We start from the raw sequence: 20,802 nt of genomic DNA, 5'->3' as shown, positions 1-20,802 counted from the left end.
AACTACAACATCAGGGAAAGTATAACGCACTCCCGGTTGGATTGCAACTCTTTTACTGTTTTACCGCTTAATTTTTTTTGTTGTTGTCTTTTCAAACTCCTTCTCACGGATTTGAAGCTTTCGGATGCGCTTATAGCTTGGCAACTTTTCGTTGACGTCGCGAACCACATCCTGCAGAGCGGCCCAGATCTCCTCTTTTGTAGGCGCACTGACTTTCAAGAATGCCCGCACCGCGTCTAGATTGGGAAACACGTGAGCATTGACGTACATCTCATCGTCACCTGCATATTGCTCCCCCGTAACCATGGCCTCGGAGATCAGTCCGCTTCGGTATAGATGTTCCTCCAACTCTTCCGGGAATATTTTTTTCCCATTCTTTGTCACGATGACATTTTTACTCCGGCCCGTAATGAACAAAAAGCCCTCCCCGTTCATCCACCCCAGATCTCCCGTGTGAAACCAGCCGTCCCGCATACAGCGAGCTGTCTCCTCCGGGTTTCGAAAATATCCCAACATAACTCCAGGCCCCTTCACAAGAATCTCGCCAATGCCGTTTTCATCCGGGTTTTCAATCTGGATCTGCGTATCGGGAATTGCCATTCCTACCGCGTCCGTGCGATAGTAGAAGTCATTGTTGGCCGCGACCAGGGGAGAACATTCTGTCAATCCATACCCTTGCAATGTCCGAAAGCCCAGCCGCCGCAAATCCTGAATGATTTTGGGCCTGATGGGCGCCGCTCCTGTAATCATTAAGCGCAACCTTCCTCCTAGCGCGTTGCGCGCTTTCGCCCTCACCATAGAAGTCAAAACCGGCGAACCAGAGTCCAAGAACTTTCCCAGACCGTCATGCCCCTGAAACTGCTTCGGATAGCGCTCCCGAAGGGAGACCTCCACGCCTCTCATGAGCTTCCGGTGGAATTTCTCTAGGAGCAGGGGAACCGTCACAAGAATTGTAGGGTGAAATTCTTCCATATTTTCATGCAAGTGCCGAAGCCCCTGACAGAATGTCACACAGCCTCCTTTATATAAAATCAGCAAAAATCCAAGGGTACATTCGTAGGTATGATGCAGCGGAAGAACCGATAAAACCTGATCGCTACTTTTTACACGCACGATCCGAGATATGGCCATGATGTTGGAGCAAATATTGCTGTGAGACAGCATGATCCCCTTTGGGTTGCCAGTGGTTCCCGATGTAAAAATTAGAATGTGAAACTCCTGGGGATTGATCTGCACTCTCTCAAACTCCTGGCTCCCATGTTCTATGAGCCACCGTCCCCTTTTTAGTAAGCGCTGTAGGCTTCCCTCCACCTCCCGCTCCTGGTCCAGACAGAAGAATAGGATATCGGCCGGTAATAGTCCCGCTTCATAAAATCCATCCATGAATTCTTGATCCGCGATGATCGCCCGGCAATGAGCCGCATTGATTAAATAGGCAATGGTTTGAATGTTCATCTCTTTATCCAAGGGAACCACCGTTCCAACACAGGCTGCTGCCAGATAGGAGATGGCCCATCCATAGCTATTTTTTCCAATGAGAGCGATGGCCTCGCCTTTCAAATTCTGTTCCAACAGAATCGTCCCTAACCCGCGCACATCGGTATACGCGCTTTCGTACGTAACCTCCTGCACTCCCCTCGCGTCTTTCCATCGGAAGGCGATTCGTTTCGTGTGACGCTGGGCACTTTGGCGCAGCAAATCGCGAAAATCCGTTACTGGATGGATTCGATAGTAATTCTTTTGTAGGCGTTCTTGCAGACTTTTCATTCGAGATATAACCTCCTTTTTGACTAGCATTCCATCATTTGTCAATTTGATGCATTTCTTGTACCGCAATTTACGGTTCCCTGTCAAAGCTTCGGAATGGGGTCCGTCCTGCGGCGGACTTTCCCGTAGAATCGAAAAGGGACAGCCCCCTTCTGCCGTGGCGAATGGGGGCTGTCCCGTAACTGCAAACTCAATTTTGATTGTTTTGATCCCTTATAGCTGTACTTCCCTGTGCTGTTCAGAAGAATCGTAGATTCCCTGCATCATCTTGGCGGTAATAACAACCGTATCGATATGCGACGGCAATTTCTCTCCTGTCTGGACGCATCGGACAAACGCATCGATCTCATTCCGAAACGCATCGCGGGTGCTGTATGTGGGTTTTGTCTCCAACAACGCGCCATTTTTGGACGTGTACATGGTAAAATCAGCACCATATTGAAGGCGAATTCCACCCTGTGTCCCCATAAAGTCAATGTATGTCTCATTGACACCAATGTTTTGCGCCCAAGCGCCGTGGAGTGTAATCACGGGCCCGTCGGTTCTGATGATCCCCGCAACAGAGTCATCCACATCATAAACTCCATCATACTTCGGAGGGCCTGCCCACATGTTGGTATAGACATACTCTCTCATGTTTTTTCCCAGCTTACAGAATGCTTCCCCCGATACCGTCAGCGGCGACGGGTCCCCACAGCAATACATCACAATGTCCAGGTAGTGAACTCCCCAGTCAATGAGAGCGCCGCCACCGGCAATGGCTTTCGTGGTGAACGCGCCGCCGAGCCCTGGAATCGACCGATACGCCCGAAAGCTGGCGTAAACGTGATAGATCTCACCGAGCTCGCCGCTGGAGATGATATCTTTAATGATGTTGACTCCGTTGTTGAATCGGTTGACAACTCCGATATTCAGGACTTTTCCGGTCTCATGCTGCACTTTCTGCATGGAGAGCGCTTCCGCATATGTGCGGGCGGCCGGCTTCTCACAGAGGACGTTCTTCCCTGCCCGCAGCGCGTCAATGGAAATGACGGAATGCATGTTGTTGGGCGTGCAGACGGAAATCGCCTCAACTTCCGGATCTTCCAGCACACGGTGATACTCCATGACCGCCGTCCCGCATCCATACTTTTCCACCGCATTCTGTGCCCGCTCCGGTAGAATGTCGCAGAAATACTTGATCCGGACGTCGGGATTGGCCATATAGGAAGGAATATGTGCCGAGTTTGCTATCGTTCCGCATCCGATCACTGCCACTGTTACTTTACTCATTTGACTCGCTCCTTTTCTTATGCGTGTTGGTTATAAATTCTGACGGCGATTTCTGCATCACACGCCGAAATGCCTTGCTAAAAGCCTGCGGTGTCTCATAGTGAAGCTCTAACGCGATCTGTGTCCAGCTGTAACATCCGCTTTTCATGAGCTCCACGCCTCGCTCGATCTTCTTCCGGGCAAGATAACTCTGCAATGTCATCCCCGTCTTTTCCTTAAAGAGATGAGACAGATAACTGCTGCTATAGCCCACCGCCTCCGCCACCTCCCCCACGTGGGATATCTGTGCGGCGTTGGAATCGATATATTGGATAATCCCATAGACCGTGCTGGAAGCATTCTCCTTCGTAGGCGGACGGTACGGCTGACTGTGGCCTTGGCAAAAGCAGCGATAGGTATAGATCAGGATCTCGGAGATCAGCCCTTCCGCTACTTTGTGGGAATATAGATTGGCGGAATAAAATTCATTCAACAATCGGTGAAAGGGCTCTGCTAGATGGAATTGGCCGTGGGCAACCGATAACCGGCTATCCTCAAAAAAGTCTGACACGGGCACAAGCTCCGCCTCCACCCTCCTTGGATCAATCTGAAACCCTATATAATAAAAGCGCAGCCCCTCCTGCGGTGCCGATACAATCTTGTGGGTCTCGCCATACCGATTGATCAGGATATCGCCCTTCTTCACCGCGGTTTGCTTTCCATTCTGAAAAAACCAGCCGCTTCCCGATACAATATAGCTGATCTCACTACAGATCTGCACGTGCTCCTGAATAACACACTTGCGCTCGCATTGCAGCTCGCCCAGTTGAAATAGGCGCAGAAAACCGATGGTCTTTTCCTCCTGAAAAAAAGTATTATCAAACTGAAAGAGTCTCGCTCCTCCATCCACGAGTTGTTCCCCCTCTGCCGGCAGAATCCTATGGTTTATTCTACTACAGATTCCGGCCAAAGGAAATGGGAGTTTTTAATTTTTTATCAGAATTATGGGAGCTTAGCGCTCTCGTTTCATTGTAGCGGCTTTTGCACCTCCTTGCTTGCTCGAATCCGCTGATCTTTGTATCCAAATTTGCTATTTCATCCATTTCCCCATCCTCCCTTGACAAAGTGAATTTCCATCGTATAATAAAAGAAGGCTACACAAGTAAGTTCAAGGGGGAAGTTTGATGACTCATCTGCTGCCGGCGCTGGGCATGGTTCTGGCGGGTACCGGCTTTACTTTCTTCATGACAGCTGCCGGATCCGCCGTCGTCTTTTTCTTTCGCGGCGAAATCAAACCCATCTATCAGCGAGTCTTTCTAGGGTTTGCGGCCGGCGTTATGATCGCGGCATCCGTCTGGTCTCTCATCGTTCCCGCGGTGGAAATGGCGGAGTCCCAGGGGATGGCGGGTTGGATACCGGCCGCCGGCGGGTTTGCCCTGGGCGGTCTCTTTCTCATGTTGCTGGATAAACTTCTGCCTCACCTTCACTCGGACAGCGACACGCCGGAAGGCCTCCCCTCGTCCCTTAAGCGGACGACCATGCTGGTTTTTGCTGTCACACTTCACAATATTCCGGAGGGAATGGCTGTAGGCCTCTCCTTCGCTCTCGCCGCCGGCAGTGATTCGACTGTATCTCTGGCTGCCGCCATGGCGTTGGCACTGGGGATGGGGCTACAAAATTTTCCTGAAGGCGCTGCCATCTCCCTTCCATTGAAAAAAGAAGGGTTGCCAAATTGGAAGGCGTTTGTATACGGCGCCCTATCCGGCATTGTGGAACCTATCGGTGGCGTATTGACGGTTCTGTTGATCGGGTCCATCACCTCGATTATGCCCTGGCTGCTCACATTCGCCGCCGGCGCCATGATTTACGTGGTTGTGGAGGAGCTGATTCCAGAAGCGCATCTCGACGCCCATTCCCACGCCGGGACCATCGGCGTCATGGTTGGCTTTTTAATCATGATGGTACTGGATATTGCCCTGGGATAGAGAATCGCAAGGGGCTTTAAAAAGTTGGCGTCCCGCCAACTTTGGAGAAATCTTCGGTTCGGCGGACTTTCCAATAGGGGAAGAAATTCTTCCAGTTTTTTAAAAAGGGGTTGCAAAAACATTCGGTTTGGTATACAATTAATATCGTTCTGTACACCTGTAGCTCAGAGGATAGAGCAGTGGTTTCCTAAACCATGTGTCGGAGGTTCGAGTCCTCTCAGGTGTAGGCTGATCGCCCGCCTGTTGGCGGGTTTTTTTGTATCTCTGGGAGCGTATGCCTACAGCACCGCAATCTCCATTTCCCATTAATTAGAAAATATGTAAATCTCCTTGCATTATTCACATTTTTATGGTAATCTAACTATATATTATACGGATTGGAGTGGATAATGTGAATATTAATGAATCACTAGGCATCTTATTTGATTCGATATTCTATACCTGTATTCATTTCTGCAAAAAGGAAGTCGTATTCCGCTTTCAGACATTGGTACAACAAAATGAAGATACAATTCTCTATCATTATAATACTTTTCGAGATTCAAAGCAGTCAATTGATCCTCCTGCCTCATTATTCTCACTATTCTACTATGATAAGAGTGGTTCCTGCGTCTTAATGGATTACTTTATCACTCATATTGACTTTTTTCAAGATTCTGTAGAAGATTTTTTACAAAAAATTTCAAATAAAAGAGATTTTAAGGTTTATGTATTTGAATACTATTTTGCAAAATACAAAGATACCATTGATATGGATAAACTATTACATTTAGATGGTGAAACTGTCGCTAAAGCCCTTGCCCTTATAAGTGAGACTGTAGACATAACCTCTTTTATCTATATGATATATCACTTTAGCGACTTAGTTAATGAGTTGGCTAACTACATAAATGAGCTGATTCCTCTTATAAAAGCTTATCACAAAAAAAATAGAAGTCACATAGATGAGGTTGTTAAGGCTTTTATTAATAACGAAACACTACAGCTCAAAAAAAGATTTGTAGGTGATGACTTTGTCAATTTGACAAAACAAACTTATTCTGTAAGCCTTTTGGCGCGGTATATCATTGTCAAACGAACGACAAACGGGCATCATCCATACGCATTCCTGCTAGGGTGCGAATCTATTGCTCTCCTATCTCAGGCAATTGATTATCGATATGTGACCATTGAATCTACCATTAAAACATTTGGAAATGAGCTGAAGTTAGAAATATTAAAAGAATTGAGTTCTCAGGACAGAACGATATCTCAACTTTCACGTATCTTACATATTGCGAGGAGTTCTATCGGACACTGCATTGACGATCTTCTACATGAAGTCGCTATTATCAAGGTCAAGAAGTCTGGAGTGGAAATTTATTATCGTCTCAATGCCGAATATTTTTATCGGGCCCAAAAGACGTTTGCCTGCTTTATTGATGAATTGATGCTTGCACTTCAAAAAAATTCATGATATATACCCTAATCTAGATATACAAATTGCTTATAAAGGAGGGAATTACTATGAATTGGACAAGACCTGTTTTAAACTCGTACCAAATTGGACAAGTGAGTGAACTGATTCAAATTTTTGCTCGTTCAATGTGTATGCTCGGTTTGGGCAGATAGATACACCCCATTTAAAGCCCCCCTGGGACTCCAGGGGGGCTATTTGGTTAAGAGCGAAAGGAAAAACATTTTCACACGGTTTTTGAGCGGTTGTTTACTCCCGCCGCCGGTTCATCACGGCTCCAAGGCAACCGTCAATTATTATTCACAGGCGTCAGCTGGGCGACGTAGGCCGCCTTCCAGGCCTCCATCTGCTCAGGCGTCGCTGTCTGAACACCGTTGACAAGGGAGTCTCTGTAGCTCTCCAGCGCTTCCTCCACTTGCCAGTAGGTCACCGGGTCTTCGAAATCGCCAAACTCATGGATCATATCAATATCGTTGTAGCTAATCAAATACGTGATATTCCAATCAGAACTGCCCACCACAATCTCATCGTATACTTTGTTTCCGGCAGGGAACATGGGGTTGAACAGATCAGGATCCAGCGACTCTTTCACCGTCTTGTCTGCTATGGCTGGGTTATCCGCATCCAGCACCAGGTGACCATAGGTTGCCGCCAATTCCGGATACTTCGCTGACCAATATTCATTGTTAATGGGTTTCTCATTATACCCTCTCACGCTGTCCGTGGTGTTAAACCAATCATAACTGAGGGTACGCGCGTCAGAATTGATTTTCCAACCTGGGACGTCAATATAAATATTGTCGTGGAAGATATTCTCTCGTCCTCCGCCCAGGGCAACTCCCTGCATTCCGAAATTATCAAAAATATTTCCGTAAGCTTCGATGCTGCTCAGCGCGTCGTCACAGTATATGCCGAAGGTGACGCCAGTACCTCTTGATATGTCACGCATGTAATTATAGCGGATCACCGTTCCTCTGGCCGTCCAGTTGCGCCCGCTGTAGAAAACGCCGGCATCGGAGGTATTGTAGCACACATTGTTAATATAGTTAAATTCAAAGAGAAAATCATTTCCCAAATATCCGACCGCTTGGAAGGGCAGATCGTGGATATAATTTCTGCGAACGATCTGTCCCACGCCGTACACTACCAGTCCGCTATTGCAGTTATAGATTTCGCAGTTTTCAACTATATGGCCGGCAGGCTCCAGGGTTTCAAAATCGCCACCGTCCATATAGACGCCCTCCGAAGTCAGATCATGAATACAGCATCCGCTCACAATATTGTTGTGACCTTCATCGATGTAAACTCCGTATAGACTGCACCCGCTGATATCACTGTCATAGACTCCACAGCTCTCACAGTTTATCATGGTGACTGCCGTATCCAAGGTTCCGTGGAAGTCGAGCCCCTCCAACGATACATAGGATGCATTGGTCATGGCTACAAACGGTTCACCCAGCACGTCCAGCTTAATGGTTTTATCCCCAAGCCCATCTCCCACATGCAGGTACAGCTTGTCGGTCTTCTCGCCGTTGACCAGCGTTCTGTCAATATAGTACTCGCCTGCGGTATCCAGCTCGCACAGCAGATTATATCCATAAAATCCTCCGCCGGATAGGACGCGGTCCGTAATGCTTACAGGATATTGACCTGTGATCGTCTTTTGCGTGGCGTCAACGACGGCCTGCAGGGTATTGACCTCCCACTCCCAAGCCAGACTGCCCATGATGAACACTTCATCCTCCTGCGCCCATTTATCGATGCGCGCTTCGTCAGGACTGCCTGCATAGCTTAAAACCGGGCCGGGTCTGTTGGGCAGATCCGGATCCCACGGGCTGAGATCCTGCCATCCCCTATCAACAATTGAGGTCGCCTGTATATACGTGGACGACTGGCCTTCTGTCTGGTTGGGGTAGGACGCGACCATCTGTTTGACGCCGTCCACGTATAGAATCGGAGCGGCGGGTTCCGTACCCTGGAATACAATTCTCTTTGGCAATTGGCCTGAGGGGATTCCCTCCGCCTTCAAATCGTACACCATGACCTTATCTTGGACTTCCTGCGGCAGACGCGCCAGAATCGCCGAATCTGTAACCGCCTGGAATTTGCTGTTATCCAGCGTGGCCTGGCCGGTGAACGTAACCGTTTCCCCCGGGTAGGCCGCGTAAATGATGGGGTTCTCCGCTGTGCCGGAATCAGCCTCCGTCAGTTCAAAAGAGGAGCCCCTTGTATACTCGCCGCCGCGTATATAGACGGTCACACCGCCTTCGCTGCCTTCTTGGCGTATCTTGTCGCGGGCAGCCTCCAACGTCTGAAACGGGTTATCTATCGTCCCATCGTTGCTGTCGTCCCCACTGAGCGCCACATAATAGGTTTTGGCTGTCGTGGTGGTTGCCTCCGCGGCCGTCTTGCTGGGCAGAAACGCGGAGCAAACGAGGGTCAGCATCAAAATCCATGAAAATACCTTTTTCAAAACCTTCATCTCCTTTTCACAGTGACTGTTTTGCCGACAGAAATGCTTATTTTGTATTGTGGCTCCGCTTTTTCATGACGCCTACCGTTGCAATCCCGCCTCCGCAGAGCGCGAGTACCAGACCATAGATCCAAAGGCTGCTATTGTCCCCTGTGGCTGGCTTCTGAGCAGATACTGTGGTATTGGCCGTTTTTTCGGGATCCACCGTTTTTGTAGGATCCGCCGGCGTCGTGGGATCATCCGTGTTTACAGGATCATCTGTGGTTGCAGGATCGTCCGTATTTACAGGATCACCTGTGTTTGCGGGATCGTCCGTGTTTGCGGGATCGTCTGTGGTTGCGGGATCGTCTGTGGTTGCGGGATCGGGCGGTATATAATTGGGATCGGCCGCGCCGCAGACTGTGCACTCGCCCTCCACATAGTTGTGGCCCGCCGCGATCACTGTCTGCTCCTCTGTAATCGAGGTGATTCCCTGCGCATCGCTAAAATATTGATCACACTGAGAGCAATACCAATATTCCATGTTGCCATCCTCCGTGCAAGTCGCCGCCTTGGCGTCGGTCTTGACAAGAGGGTGTCCATGGACGACCGCGCCGCCGTATTCGCTCACGGTTCCTGTCCCAGCACTTACCTGCACATTCATGGTCACAGGCGCGCTGCAAAAATCGGTATACAGGTTGCCGTTGGCCTCCTCGGAGAAGAGCTTCAATGTATAGGTTCCATCTGCCACACCTGCCAGCGGGATGGAGAGCGCTCCACTTGCTGCGCTTGCGCTGTCAGCCAGCTTAGCATAGTATTTTACATTGCCATTTGCATCCGTCAGTACACAGGAGATGTATTGGTTCTCGCCTGTGGTAGCGGCGGAGTAGTTAAACTGAAGCGTGGTTCCCGTCTGAACACTCTGTTCATTCGTTGCCACCACTGTCAGCGTCTGCGATTCATCCTGCATAGTGAACTTCACCGTGCCGGTGGTCTCTCCTACACTGACGAGGCCGGCTCCCACCGTGGCCGCCGCCTTGCCGCTTGTTGCATCCGCGGCGGAGGTAAAGAGCACATTGGAGAGATCTAACGCAAGTGCAGGCCGCACAGAAAGTTCCGCCAAAGCCGCAGAATCAATATAGTTCGTCGCGCCGTCAGCTCTGGCTTTTCTGGCTCTGCCATAGTAGGGATGGGGTGTGCGGAGCAGATATTGATCCCCATAGCTGCGGATGGTATTGTCGTTGATAACCTCCCACTCGGTCTTAGACAAGGACCATACCTTTTGGGTAATCGCCGGCCCCGCGATTCCGTCTTGGCTTGGGCTATCGACAGTACCGCCTCCCTGTAAAGTCCGATCCTTAACCGCCGCAAGTTCCTTCGCCGAAAACTCGGCCGCGATGGCATCCATCTTCAACTGCAGCGTACTTCCCGCATACTCAGTGGGCGCCACCCAGCTTGTCCCATCGGGGTTATTAGCATAGTACATTTTGTTTCCGCTGTCGTAGGTGGAGCCTTCGAATTCATTGCCATGACCTGTGCGGAATACACTCTTGCCAAACTCATCCTGCTTTGCCAAAAGCGTCACACTGTCAGACTGCTGATAGACGCCGGTTGTCCCGTCACCGATGACCCACCACTCATGCCCGGCGAAGGCGACAGTGCTCTCGTTGACGACAAGCAGTGGCGCATCCTCCTGCGCCGGTGCCGCCGATACCACCTGCGGCACTGCAAGCATAACTGCAAGAATACTTGCGAGCATAGCGGCCTTGCGCTTCTTTCTTGTTCTCATTTTCTCTGATTCCCCTTTCATAAAAATGGTTACTCATAAAATACATGTCCTTATTTTACCATATATTTCCTTGAAAAAGGAACCAAATTCTTGCCATTTTTGGCCAAAATGATGACATTTTTTACATATATTTGCTAAATTGGAATACTTTAGTTTACCTATAGTGATACTTTTGGCCCAAGGGAATATAGGCCGCGGTATCCTCCGCTCCCTCGGTCGCCCGACATAGCAAAAAATCCCTCTGTGGAATTCATAAATTCCGCAGGGGGATTTTCTCTGTTCGCTTGAAGGGAAACTCTGTCATGGGAACATCAGATGGTTATCTTTTTCCCGTATCTTGTTTCAAGAGCCTCTTTCAGTACTGGATAGAGCCGTTCCGACATGAGACGGTAGCCGATATCATTTGGATGCAGCATATCAATTGTGCATGCAAAGCGCCCCACCGCTCCAAAGACGTCGCTGTTGTCGACGAAATATACGTTCTGGTCGCCGGCGGCAACTGCATTCTCGTAAGTCTGGCGGATGATATCGCGGCGCTCCAGCAATTCATATTCGTGCCAGTAATCGTTTGCCTTGGTGAGCATAATGATTGGCAAATCCGGTTGTGCAGCGCGGATTATTTTGAAAAAGTTCTCATGGGTCTTTCTGAGATGATCTGCCGTCTCAGCATTGTGGTCGTAGTCCATGACAAAGGCCGACAGTTTCTGCTTTGCGATGATCTCCGCCATGGACGGCTCCCCCATGGCGGAGCCGGAAAATCCAAAATTGACGAAGTTTGCGTCAACCCATCGCGCCGTGTACGCAACAAAATTGCAGGAGGGGTGGGTCGCAGTGCAGCCTTCCGTGACCGATGAACCATAATATAGGATGGGATCTTCAAACGTGTAGGGCGTCGGCGGCAGGATTTCCGCGTCATCGTCGATGGCGATCTCAATATCCTCAACCTCTTCATTTCTCGGCATATAGATCGCAATATCCTCCATGGTACCTGGAAGTGAAATCTCCCGCTCTCCCACAACCTTTCCAAACTCCGGTGGGACCACAAATCCCACGTAGTCCGCCTCCATCCCTCTGCCGCGGAGGACATCGCAGGCGGCGGAACCGACGATGGGGAAGTTTACATCGGGCGTGCAGGCCTTCAGCGTCGTTCGGATCCACAACTTTTTCGTGTCGGTGCGGAAACGAACGCGCCCTCCTGTGGAGCGCACGCGCATGATGTCCACCCACTCGCTGACTTTCCCAAAAATCTCCTCAGGCGCCTTCCACAGGTGGCCCTTCTGGTACTTTGACAGCAGCCCGCTGATGACAACAGGCGCTTCATAGATTGAGATAGTTTTCATCGTCCATCTTCTCCTTTCTTAGTCAAGCACCGTGAAATCCGCGCCGGCATCCACTATGGGTTGATCAACGTTTTCAAATGTATTGTTGCGCAGGACAGCGCTGACACCGTCGCCGAGCTCAATCCCGTAGGCACAATTGCGGCTTACATTGTTTTCAAATACAACTCCGCGATAGCTGAAACTGCCATCCTCGTGCTTGCGGCGTGGAAGCGCAGTCAAAGTGCAGTCGTCCTCCGACGTGTTGCCGCGGATCACCACAGAGAGTGTGCTATCGTGTGTCTCCCCGCCGAGGAGACCGATTGCAGCACTGTTGGAGTAGAAGCCGCGCCCGCGGGTTACGCGGTTGTTGAGGATCTGCGCGAAAATCTCTCCGGCGCTGTTCCACGTAGGTCCACAGCCGCTGAGATCTTCCATCACAACGCCGCCGTTGTCGCAGAGATCATTTCCGTCCACAATGTTGGAGTATGTGCCGCCCCAGTGGTAAATCCCACGGCCCAGCGCTCCGACCTTGTTTTCCACAACAAATGTATTTTCAAATTTTTTAAAGTCCGATAGGCAGACAACGCTGGTCTCATCCAGCTCACAGTCAAGCGGCTTTTCCAGTGTCACTCCGTCGCCACCGCTTTCCTTGACGGGTATGCGGGTCCCGATTCCGCGTCCTCCGGTTACATAGATACAGCCACGGTCAAACGCTCCGGCCACCACCTCATGATTCTCAAACAGCCCTCGCAGGCAATCCTGTCCATAGTTTGTGTATAGCTGATCCATATCGATTGTAAGCCGGTCTCCCTCGCATTTCTTGATTGGAACTTCCATATGGTTGCTCCAAATGTGGAAGCAGAAGCCCTCCGAATCACAGTGCCACAGGAACGGCTTGATCCGATTGTTCGCCATATAGTAATTGGCGTGCTCTTCCATAATCCAGAAAACGCCCCGGCTTGTCTTAGATGCGCTTCCGAACACATTGTTTTCAAGAATGATATTGCGGCACTGCCGTCTCCAAGTGCTGTCCGGATTGTAGCAAGTCGAGAAGAAGTCGATGCCTCCCGCCATGTCCCCGCCGGTCATATCGTTGCCGCTGATGACGACATTCTGGCCCCCAAGAATGGCAAGGCAGTTGCCACCGCCCTCGATGACATTATCCAAAACCTTTATGTTTCTGCCTTTGATCGCAATCGCCACCCAAACACAGGTAACCGACGGATAATTCGAGATGGGCTGTGCATATTTTTTCGAGTTCTCATACTCCCCCACATAGAAGGGTTCCGTCCTGTCTGCTTTGCGGTGGACAATATAGGTCGGAGACTGATAGATATGGCAATTCTTGATGACCACATTGTCCGCATCCCGGTCGTCGTCAATCAAATTGGCATAACAGGGAACGCGATTGTAGGCATCATCGCCGAGCTTTGGCGCGCCATCACGGATCGGTGCACCGATCACCACCGCGGAATACACACTCATGATATTGATATCCTCGATGGCAAAATCCCCGTCCCCTTTGATGAACACAGGTATGTCACTCCCCTGCCGGTATGTCCCCCAGCCGTCGCGGGGATTCATGCCGAGGGGAAGCTCAAGCCATACCCTGTTGGGATCCTCACCCTTAAGTTTGACGCCGCGGGGAATGGAAATCGAGCCATAGAAATGGTACCGGCCCACGGGAATCAGAACCGTTCCGCCACCTGCCGCGGCTGCCGCATCCAGCGCCCTCTGGAACCCTGGAGCGCTGTCCGGAATGTTTTCATAGGTTTTATCATAGACGTAATCTGAGGAATTTGCGACAAAGCCCACAGCGCCGTAGTCACGCACATTGAAAATTTTGCTGTCATCCTTTACGGCGTCCAGATAGCCGCAGGGGAACACCTCTGTTTCAAGCGCAACCGGCACGCCGCTTTTTTCGTTCAGTATATATACCGTGCATGCTCCGCACGGAACGCCGGCCGGAACAGGCGCCTGCACTTCATAGCAACTCGCCGCGGTAACGGACAGCTCATGCAGTTCTCCCTGGCTGTCGCGCAGAAAGGCGCTGACACCGTGTCCCGCGGTGAGCATTTTCCCGTAGCCGTGAACTTCTTCGCCGCTGAGATCAAAGCAGTCAGGCGTTGCAAAGCACTGTCCAAAAATACGGAGCTCCTCACCCGCTATGACCATATCATTCTGAAGCCACTTTATTTCTGGAACATTCATGTTATAAGGCGCACTGACTTCCCCACCGCTTTTGACGGTAACCTGCCATCCGCTGAATTCACCGTCCGGCGTCTTTACCGTGAGAATATGTCCGTCCGCATTCTTCACGATTTCTGCTTCGCTCTCTTCCCCGGACGCAAACGTCATCTCTGAAATCGCCTTTCCAGCCGAAAGGAAAGCTTTAACCTCATCGATTCCGGCGCTCAGCCTTCTCATGAAAACCTTTGCGTTTTCAAAACCGTCCCCAGTGATCACCGCCAGATTTCCAGACGGAACGGCGTTTGTGATGTGTCGAATTATGACTCTATCATTAAAATTCTGCATGCTTGTTGCTCCTTTGAATTGCTATTCTATTTTTTTCTATCCCGCACCGCGCTTGTAGGCTTAGTCCAACTCTCGCGGGATAGCTCCTTATTTGGGGTACTGGATCGTGACAATCGTGCCCTCCGTTTTACCCCTTGTGACTGTCAGCTTGCCCCTGTCTCCATAGATGAGCCGGATTCGCTGATATACATTCCGCAGCCCGATATGCTGTATCTTCTGAAAATCCATCTGCCGCATGGCGTCGTTCAGCTCCCAGATCACATCATCCGTCATGCCGACACCGTCGTCGGACACATGAATTAACACTGCATCCTCTAAGGTCTCGCCCTCAATTCGCACTGTCCCATGATATTGCTTTGGACGCAGGCCGTGTTGAATCGCATTTTCAATCAACGGCTGTAGCGTCAGCTTGATGACGGGCAGTGACAGCATCGCATCCGGCACCTCGATGGAATAGTGAATGTCCCCCTGGTACCGAAATTCCATGAGCTGCATATAGAGTTTCACATGCTCAAGCTCATCCCGCAGCGGCACTATGTACGTATCCGTCGACAAGCTGATTCTGAGAAGGATCGCTAGATTTTGAATCATATCGGTCGCTTCGTTTTCCCGACCCAGCAAAAGAACCATGGTATCCCCTATCGCCTCCAGGGTATTGTACATAAAATGTGGATTGATCTGGCTTTGCAGCGCGAGTATCTGGGCGTTGTGCAGGCTCGCCATGCGCTCCTCGACCTCCTGCTCGAGGCTCTCGTTTTTCGACTGGGTATCCAGCATAATTCGTTTGATCGTACTGATCTCGTTCAGCCGTTTCTCTGAATTCTGGGCGGTCAGGGTGGAACTCTGATTGACGATCTCCATCAGGCTCTCAATGGGGTGATACGCGGATCTGGCCAGCAGTGCGGCAATCACCAGTTCCAGAAAGATGGAGAGGATGACCATTTTCACTAAGAAATCGTTAATATAGACATTATTGCTGTATGCGTTGTTAAACGGCGTGAGATAGACATACCGCATGGCCCCATCGTCAGACGCCATCTCCGATATGATATAATCCTGGCCCCACATGTTCGCGATGGTTGTGAGTTCCTCTCGCTGGTCCAGGTATTCCAGGAGATTATCGAGCTCTTCCTTTTCATTGGAAAACAGCCGAAATTCATCTGAGTACGCCAGCAATCCGCTCTGCACGTCGATGGCCAGCAGAGTGGATTGGTTCGAGACATTCCGGTAACTTCCCCTCCCCAAGTATTCGCTCAACTCGACCATATCGATGTTAAAAACCACCGCGCCACATTTAACCTGGTCGTTCCCCATGATAGGGCAGATCATTGTCATGAAATACGGATACCGGTTCTGCATATAGCGAACCTGCAAAATCCCCCTTGACGTGTGAAGCTCCTCATACAATGGCAGCCACGTCGTGTCTTCCAGGATGTCCAAATTGGTGAGCGCCGTATTTTTCACAAAGGAACCCGACTTTTCCAGGTAGACATAGATCGAATCCACATACGGATACGAACCCCGAATCACCTGGTTGACCGAAAAGATACTGCTCAGGTAGGATTGACTGTTCAACACCGCCTCCTCGCTCGTCTGAATCTTCAGATAGTTTAAGGCGTTGATCTGCGTTATGCCATACGTCATATTTTTTATGGATTGGAAACAAGAATCCAATTCCTCAACGCTGTTCCTCATCGATGTCTGGTTGACGTTGAAGAGCTCTTCCCGGGCGTTGGAGCTCAGATGCCTCCCGTACGCTATGTTTAGAACCACCATCGGAAGTGTAATAAACAGGATGCTGATGACGAAATACCGTATCAAAATGCTTTGGAACCGGTAATCCCTCAAATACGTTCGAATTCGCGCTTTGCTGTCTTTTTTCATAACTTATATCCTGCGGGCCATGTATTCTTTTACAGAACAGTTAAAATAGGCTTTAAAGACCGACTTAAAATATTTCACATCGCTGAAGCCGATGGCCTCACATACCGTCTCTAAATCTACAGTCCCATCTTGGCTGAGCAGTTCCAGCGACTTCTCCATCCGAATCCGGTTCAAATATTTTCCAAAGGATTCTCCGGACTCCATGGTGAATTTACGCATGAACTGGCGCTGGCTCAGGTTCGCCCAACGTGACACGCTCTCCACCGTCAATGCTTCCCCCAAATGTTTCTGCATATAGTCTTTCGCCTCTTGAATGACCGTATCCCGAACCCAAATCCTCTCATTTCGGCAGGACTCGGCCAGCTCTTTCTCAATGGCTTCCAGCTGCTGGATCATCTCCCCTACCGACAGATCGCCGATGGAATTTGTCAGCTGTTCCATCCTGGGAGTCACGGACAACTCCTGCTCCCGCATACAGGCAAGAATCTCCCTGTGCATCTCACTGATGATGGAACATTTAACCTCCGCGGGCGCCGTCTCGGCCAGATACTTTTCCTGTGCGATGCTAGTCCAAATTTTTTTGTCCGTGGAGTTGTCGACCAAGGCTCCGATGTTCCGCAGCAGCATGGTGATCCGTTTATAGTCCTCTGGCTTATACACAACGAATTTCTTAGACCGCTCAACCTTTTCCAACTCTTCCCGCAGACTGATGAAAGTATTTTGCAGCTCCTGCGGCTTGACAGGCTTCAGGAGATAATCAAACACATTATATTGAATTCCCTGTTTCGCATAGGCGAACTCCTGGTATCCACTGAGGAAAACCACCTTGACGTTGGGGAAGAATTCATGGACAAATTTTGCGACCTCCATACCGGATATTTTACACATCCGTATGTCGGTCAATACAACATCGACGGGATTTTTCTTCACATAGTCGATGACTGCGTCGCCGTCATTGCAAAGCGCCATCAGCTCATACCCCATGGATTGCCAATCGAACCGTTTTTCCATGGTTTTCAGGATGATTGGCTCATCGTCTGCAATAATTAGCTTGAACATTAATGAACGCCTCCATTTCATATTGTCCGTGACTATACTTAGAGTATACCACATTGAGCCTCGACTCTCAATACAGTAAGCGTCCTATCGTTCCTCTCTGAAAAAAATAGCGGAGTTTCCCCCGCTCTTTCCCGTATGTCCCTTACTCCACAGTCTCCAGCCATCGACGGGTCATAAATTCATGGCCCACCATGGTCGGATGGACCCCATCCCACACCAAATAGGCGGAATCCACCTGCCGTGCCAGCGAGTCAAACATATCCTGGAATGGAACAAACGTCAGTTGAAACTCTTTTGCCAATCTCCGCACAATCTGCTGAAGTTCTATCAGATGCGCACACACCCTCTCCACCTTTGCGGCCTGCTCGATCCTCGTCTCCGGAAGTGGCAGAAAAAATGGTTCACAGAGAATGATTCTGACTCCCGGAAGCAGCTCCAGCGTATCCTCCAGGAGCAAGCGGTACATGCGCTCAAAGAATTTAGAGGGAGTGGCGGTGCGAGTCCACCCCATATCGTTGCCCCCGATGAGAATATTGAGTATGGTGGGTTTTACCCCGATCGTATCATCCTGCCACCGGGCATACATTCCAATAAGATTGTCTCCGCTCACGCCCCGATTGACAAATACTGGTTTTTCTGTAACATAATCCGCGCCGAGTCTAGCCGAAACCATACAGGCATAGCCGTGGCCAAGAATATGGTTCGGATCCTCGCTCCTCCCCCGGTTCCCATCGGTGATGGAATCCCCCTGAAATAAAACAATATCGCCCTTTGTCAGTTTCATTGCGCCCTTCCTCCCTATAGGATTCTTTGTCCTCTTCCACTCCATCACGCAAACTCTATGTCATATTGCTGCCCTTTTTCGGTATCAAAGCATAGGATCCGGTCCCCCTCCACCCTATACTCTGTATGAATTCCATCCTTCCCATGGACGGACTTGAGGCTGCCCTTCAGCAAAATCCGGCACGGGCCTCCGGCCTTTGACTTTATCTCCGCCTTTCGCGCCTTTCCATTGTCCCACGCACAGGAAATCTCAAAAGCGCCTCTCGCCACCAGACCTCGGAAGCTCCCTGAATTCCAGGCTCTCGGCAGCGCCGGCAGAAGATCAATGTACCCCTCGTGACTCTGCAACAACATTTCCGCCACACCGGCCGTTCCGCCGAAATTTCCGTCAATCTGGAAAGGTGGATGGGCATCCCACAGATTCGGCATTGTGCCCTTTTGGAGCAGACATTTCAACAGGGTATACGCCTTCTCCCGATCCTTTGTCCGTGCCCAGAGGTTCAGGCGGTGCGCCATCCCCCAGCCGGTGGAGATATCGCCCCGATATACAAGAGTATTCTTTGCGGCCTCCATCCACTCCGGGGTATGGCTGCTGATCAAAGTCCCCGGATACAATCCTACCAAGTGTGAGACATGCCGGTGATTTTTTTCGCCGATCTCACCATAGTATTCTTCCTCCCGGTATTCCTTGATCTGTCCGGACTTTCCGATCTGCACAGGATCAAGCCGGTCAATCTGTTCTTTTAACGTGTCCGTCAGCTGATCAGAAATGCCTAGAATATCCGCAGCTTCCAACGTGTCGCGGTGATTCTCCCAGATGAGCTGCTGGTCGAAGGCACATCCCATCGTGGGATGATACCGCTTATACTCATGGTCCTCAAATTGTTCCGGTGACCCAGAGTAGGTGACTAACCAGTTTTCCCCGTGGAGCTCCACTGTTTTGGACAGAAATTTTGCCATTCCCGAAATCGCCGGGTATGTCACGTTCCTGAGGATCTCCTCATCCCGGGTAAAGTCGTAGTATTCCCAGAATAGCTTTGACGTCAGGGCGCCGGTCGCCGGCCCGGAATGGTCGGCCTGATCCCTGCCAATCATGGTGGCGGATACAGAATAGGGGTACGCATCGGTTCCGATACACCACCCTGTCTCCCCCTCAACATAGTTTTCCGGATATTCCCTTCTAATATAGTCTGCCGCATGTTCCTCGGCGGACGCTACATACGCCTGATGATACGCCGCATAGGCCTCAAACGTCTCCGCCAGATTGGTGGAAAAGGCTGGCCAATAGTTCATCTGCACATTGATATTGTGCCAAAAACCGCATGTGAACGGCGGCTTGCGGTACCGATTCCACACGCCCTGTAGCGTCGCCGGGAGGGTTCCCCTGCGGGATGAGCTGATGAGGAGATAGCGCCCGTATTGAAAATAGAGCTCTTCCAGATAGCGCCCTAATTTGAAGCTATCTTTCTTTTTGTCCTTAAAATAGGGAATATCCTCATACCGCCGGTAGTCTCGCTGATACTCATACAGCAGCCGGTCCGTCGGGATATCGCTCTCCTCCCCGCCAAAGTCCACCTCAACCCGTCCGAATAGCCCCTGGTAATCCGCCTCATGTCTTTGGTACAATTCCTCATAGGTCTTTCCGCACGCCTCATCGAGAATCCTCGTAACATCCTCATGGGGATGGGGATATACAGCTAGCTTCTTTAGCCGGTCTGGCTCGGTGAAAACCCGGCTTTCCAGATGGTAGTTTGTGCCGATAGCCACGACGATCAAAGCCTCGTCGGCGTTTTCCACCACAATCATGCCATTTTTGTTTTCCATGGTGCCGCCGGTCGGTATGACTTTGATCTGTCCCTCAAATTGGATGTTATAGTACTGCATACTCCCTTCCAGGATAATCCGGTCGCCCGCTGAGCGCACCGTACCGTCCTTTCCGCCGTGGTCTCCAGCTTTATTTTGGTAGGCACAGAGGAACGGCACCTCGGCGTGTACACCAAAGGTCAAGGTCCCTTTGCGGGATGCGGTCATTCTCGTCACAAAAACCCGGTCCGGATAGCTCACAAAATGCTCTCGGGTATAGCGCGAGCCCTCCCAGTCATATTCTGTTTTGGCAATCCCCCGGTTTAGATCCAGCTCCCGCCGGTACGCCTCGGTTTTGCTATGGCCGGCGTCGATATAGACCTCAGCAAAATTATTGAGCCCCGCAAGCTCATAGGGGTTAAACAGTGAATTTTCCGTAATCTGAAGGCGCTCCGTCATGGTCCGCCCGAACACATTCACGCCCATGTATCCGTTTCCGATGGGAAGCGACCACTTTTCCCAGCCATCATCATCACAGAGGGGCTGTTGTCCGTCGGCTTCAATGTGTTCATTTCCATACGGCGCTTCTCGATCATACCACAATGCTAACTTTCTCATAGAACGATCCTCTTACATCCTGATGTATTTGTTTTTAAAATACGGCCAGACGCAGGTAAAGAAACGCTGAGACTCTCAGCGTTTCTTTATCCATAGTTGAC

14 protein-coding genes and 1 tRNA gene are annotated in these 20,802 nt (G+C 50.4%); 3 read left to right on the top strand and 12 right to left on the bottom strand.

Going from position 1 to position 20,802, the window contains the following annotated elements; all coding sequences use genetic code 11:
- Nucleotides 1-60 precede the first annotated feature (60 nt).
- The 4 genes from H8730_RS08585 to H8730_RS08570 all read right to left on the bottom strand — a co-directional run bounded on the left by H8730_RS08585 (nt 61) and on the right by H8730_RS08570 (nt 4,121).
- Entirely contained in the window at nt 61-1,767 is a 1,707-nt protein-coding gene (locus tag H8730_RS08585) for an AMP-dependent synthetase/ligase (protein ID WP_177718093.1), read from the bottom strand.
- A gap of 213 nt (nt 1,768-1,980) precedes the next feature.
- Complete coding sequence (locus tag H8730_RS08580; RefSeq protein WP_177719523.1) at nt 1,981-3,039, bottom strand: Gfo/Idh/MocA family protein; 1,059 nt, start codon at nt 3,037-3,039, stop codon at nt 1,981-1,983.
- Nucleotides 3,032-3,928: an AraC family transcriptional regulator gene (locus H8730_RS08575; RefSeq protein ID WP_177719524.1), complete on the bottom strand. Its 897-nt coding sequence runs from the start codon at nt 3,926-3,928 to the stop codon at nt 3,032-3,034. Before H8730_RS08575 ends, H8730_RS08580 begins: the two co-directional genes overlap by 8 nt.
- A gap of 43 nt (nt 3,929-3,971) precedes the next feature.
- A complete protein-coding gene (locus H8730_RS08570) occupies nt 3,972-4,121 on the bottom strand; it encodes a hypothetical protein (RefSeq protein WP_177719525.1) in 150 nt (49 codons plus the stop codon).
- An 81-nt stretch (nt 4,122-4,202) separates the two neighbouring features.
- On the opposite strand from H8730_RS08570, the gene H8730_RS08565 reads away from it, so the two are divergent.
- The 3 genes from H8730_RS08565 to H8730_RS17875 all read left to right on the top strand — a co-directional run bounded on the left by H8730_RS08565 (nt 4,203) and on the right by H8730_RS17875 (nt 6,459).
- Nucleotides 4,203-5,003 carry a ZIP family metal transporter gene (locus tag H8730_RS08565; protein WP_177719526.1) on the top strand — a complete coding sequence of 267 codons (801 nt, stop codon included), beginning with the start codon at nt 4,203-4,205 and terminating at the stop codon, nt 5,001-5,003.
- Between the two features lie 153 nt (nt 5,004-5,156).
- Nucleotides 5,157-5,229: transfer RNA gene (locus H8730_RS08560), tRNA-Arg, on the top strand.
- Nucleotides 5,230-5,394: 165 nt separating this feature from the next.
- Entirely contained in the window at nt 5,395-6,459 is a 1,065-nt protein-coding gene (locus H8730_RS17875) for an ArsR family transcriptional regulator (protein WP_177719527.1), read from the top strand.
- A gap of 289 nt (nt 6,460-6,748) precedes the next feature.
- Here H8730_RS17875 and H8730_RS08550 read toward each other — a convergent pair whose 3' ends face one another.
- The 8 genes from H8730_RS08550 to H8730_RS08515 form a co-directional block, all read right to left on the bottom strand.
- Nucleotides 6,749-8,932, bottom strand: coding sequence for a right-handed parallel beta-helix repeat-containing protein (locus H8730_RS08550; protein ID WP_177719528.1), 2,184 nt, complete (start codon nt 8,930-8,932; stop codon nt 6,749-6,751).
- A 46-nt stretch (nt 8,933-8,978) separates the two neighbouring features.
- Nucleotides 8,979-10,700, bottom strand: coding sequence for a hypothetical protein (locus H8730_RS08545; RefSeq protein WP_177719529.1), 1,722 nt, complete (start codon nt 10,698-10,700; stop codon nt 8,979-8,981).
- A gap of 311 nt (nt 10,701-11,011) precedes the next feature.
- A complete protein-coding gene (locus H8730_RS08540) occupies nt 11,012-12,040 on the bottom strand; it encodes an SGNH/GDSL hydrolase family protein (RefSeq protein ID WP_249289708.1) in 1,029 nt (342 codons plus the stop codon).
- A gap of 18 nt (nt 12,041-12,058) precedes the next feature.
- Nucleotides 12,059-14,554: a right-handed parallel beta-helix repeat-containing protein gene (locus H8730_RS08535; RefSeq protein ID WP_249289707.1), complete on the bottom strand. Its 2,496-nt coding sequence runs from the start codon at nt 14,552-14,554 to the stop codon at nt 12,059-12,061.
- 87 nt (nt 14,555-14,641) lie between these two features.
- Nucleotides 14,642-16,438: a sensor histidine kinase gene (locus H8730_RS08530; protein WP_249289706.1), complete on the bottom strand. Its 1,797-nt coding sequence runs from the start codon at nt 16,436-16,438 to the stop codon at nt 14,642-14,644.
- Between the two features lie 3 nt (nt 16,439-16,441).
- On the bottom strand, nt 16,442-17,497 hold the full coding sequence (locus H8730_RS08525) for a response regulator (RefSeq protein ID WP_177718998.1): 1,056 nt from the start codon (nt 17,495-17,497) through the stop codon (nt 16,442-16,444).
- A 142-nt stretch (nt 17,498-17,639) separates the two neighbouring features.
- A complete protein-coding gene (locus H8730_RS08520; RefSeq protein WP_177718999.1) occupies nt 17,640-18,281 on the bottom strand; it encodes a GDSL-type esterase/lipase family protein in 642 nt (213 codons plus the stop codon).
- A 44-nt stretch (nt 18,282-18,325) separates the two neighbouring features.
- Nucleotides 18,326-20,701 (bottom strand): glycosyl hydrolase family 95 catalytic domain-containing protein, encoded by a 2,376-nt coding sequence (locus H8730_RS08515; protein ID WP_177719000.1) that lies wholly within the window; start codon nt 20,699-20,701, stop codon nt 18,326-18,328.
- Nucleotides 20,702-20,802: the final 101 nt, after the last annotated feature.

This window comes from Bianquea renquensis, assembly GCF_014384895.1.
Classification (GTDB): domain Bacteria; phylum Bacillota; class Clostridia; order Lachnospirales; family Bianqueaceae; genus Bianquea; species Bianquea renquensis.
The sequence above is the reverse complement of the archived record's forward strand: the minus strand, read 5'-3'. Positions and strand labels throughout refer to the sequence as shown.

Coding starts and splice junctions, on each gene's coding strand:
- H8730_RS08540 (WP_249289708.1), bottom strand. CDS start 12,040: ATGAAAACTATCTCAATCTATGAAGCGCCTGTTGTCATCAGCGGGCTG.
- H8730_RS08525 (WP_177718998.1), bottom strand. CDS start 17,497: ATGTTCAAGCTAATTATTGCAGACGATGAGCCAATCATCCTGAAAACC.
- H8730_RS08580 (WP_177719523.1), bottom strand. CDS start 3,039: ATGAGTAAAGTAACAGTGGCAGTGATCGGATGCGGAACGATAGCAAAC.
- H8730_RS08520 (WP_177718999.1), bottom strand. CDS start 18,281: ATGAAACTGACAAAGGGCGATATTGTTTTATTTCAGGGGGATTCCATC.
- H8730_RS08535 (WP_249289707.1), bottom strand. CDS start 14,554: ATGCAGAATTTTAATGATAGAGTCATAATTCGACACATCACAAACGCC.
- H8730_RS08545 (WP_177719529.1), bottom strand. CDS start 10,700: ATGAGAACAAGAAAGAAGCGCAAGGCCGCTATGCTCGCAAGTATTCTT.
- H8730_RS08565 (WP_177719526.1), top strand. CDS start 4,203: ATGACTCATCTGCTGCCGGCGCTGGGCATGGTTCTGGCGGGTACCGGC.
- H8730_RS08515 (WP_177719000.1), bottom strand. CDS start 20,701: ATGAGAAAGTTAGCATTGTGGTATGATCGAGAAGCGCCGTATGGAAAT.
- H8730_RS08585 (WP_177718093.1), bottom strand. CDS start 1,767: ATGAAAAGTCTGCAAGAACGCCTACAAAAGAATTACTATCGAATCCAT.
- H8730_RS08570 (WP_177719525.1), bottom strand. CDS start 4,121: ATGGATGAAATAGCAAATTTGGATACAAAGATCAGCGGATTCGAGCAA.
- H8730_RS08530 (WP_249289706.1), bottom strand. CDS start 16,438: ATGAAAAAAGACAGCAAAGCGCGAATTCGAACGTATTTGAGGGATTAC.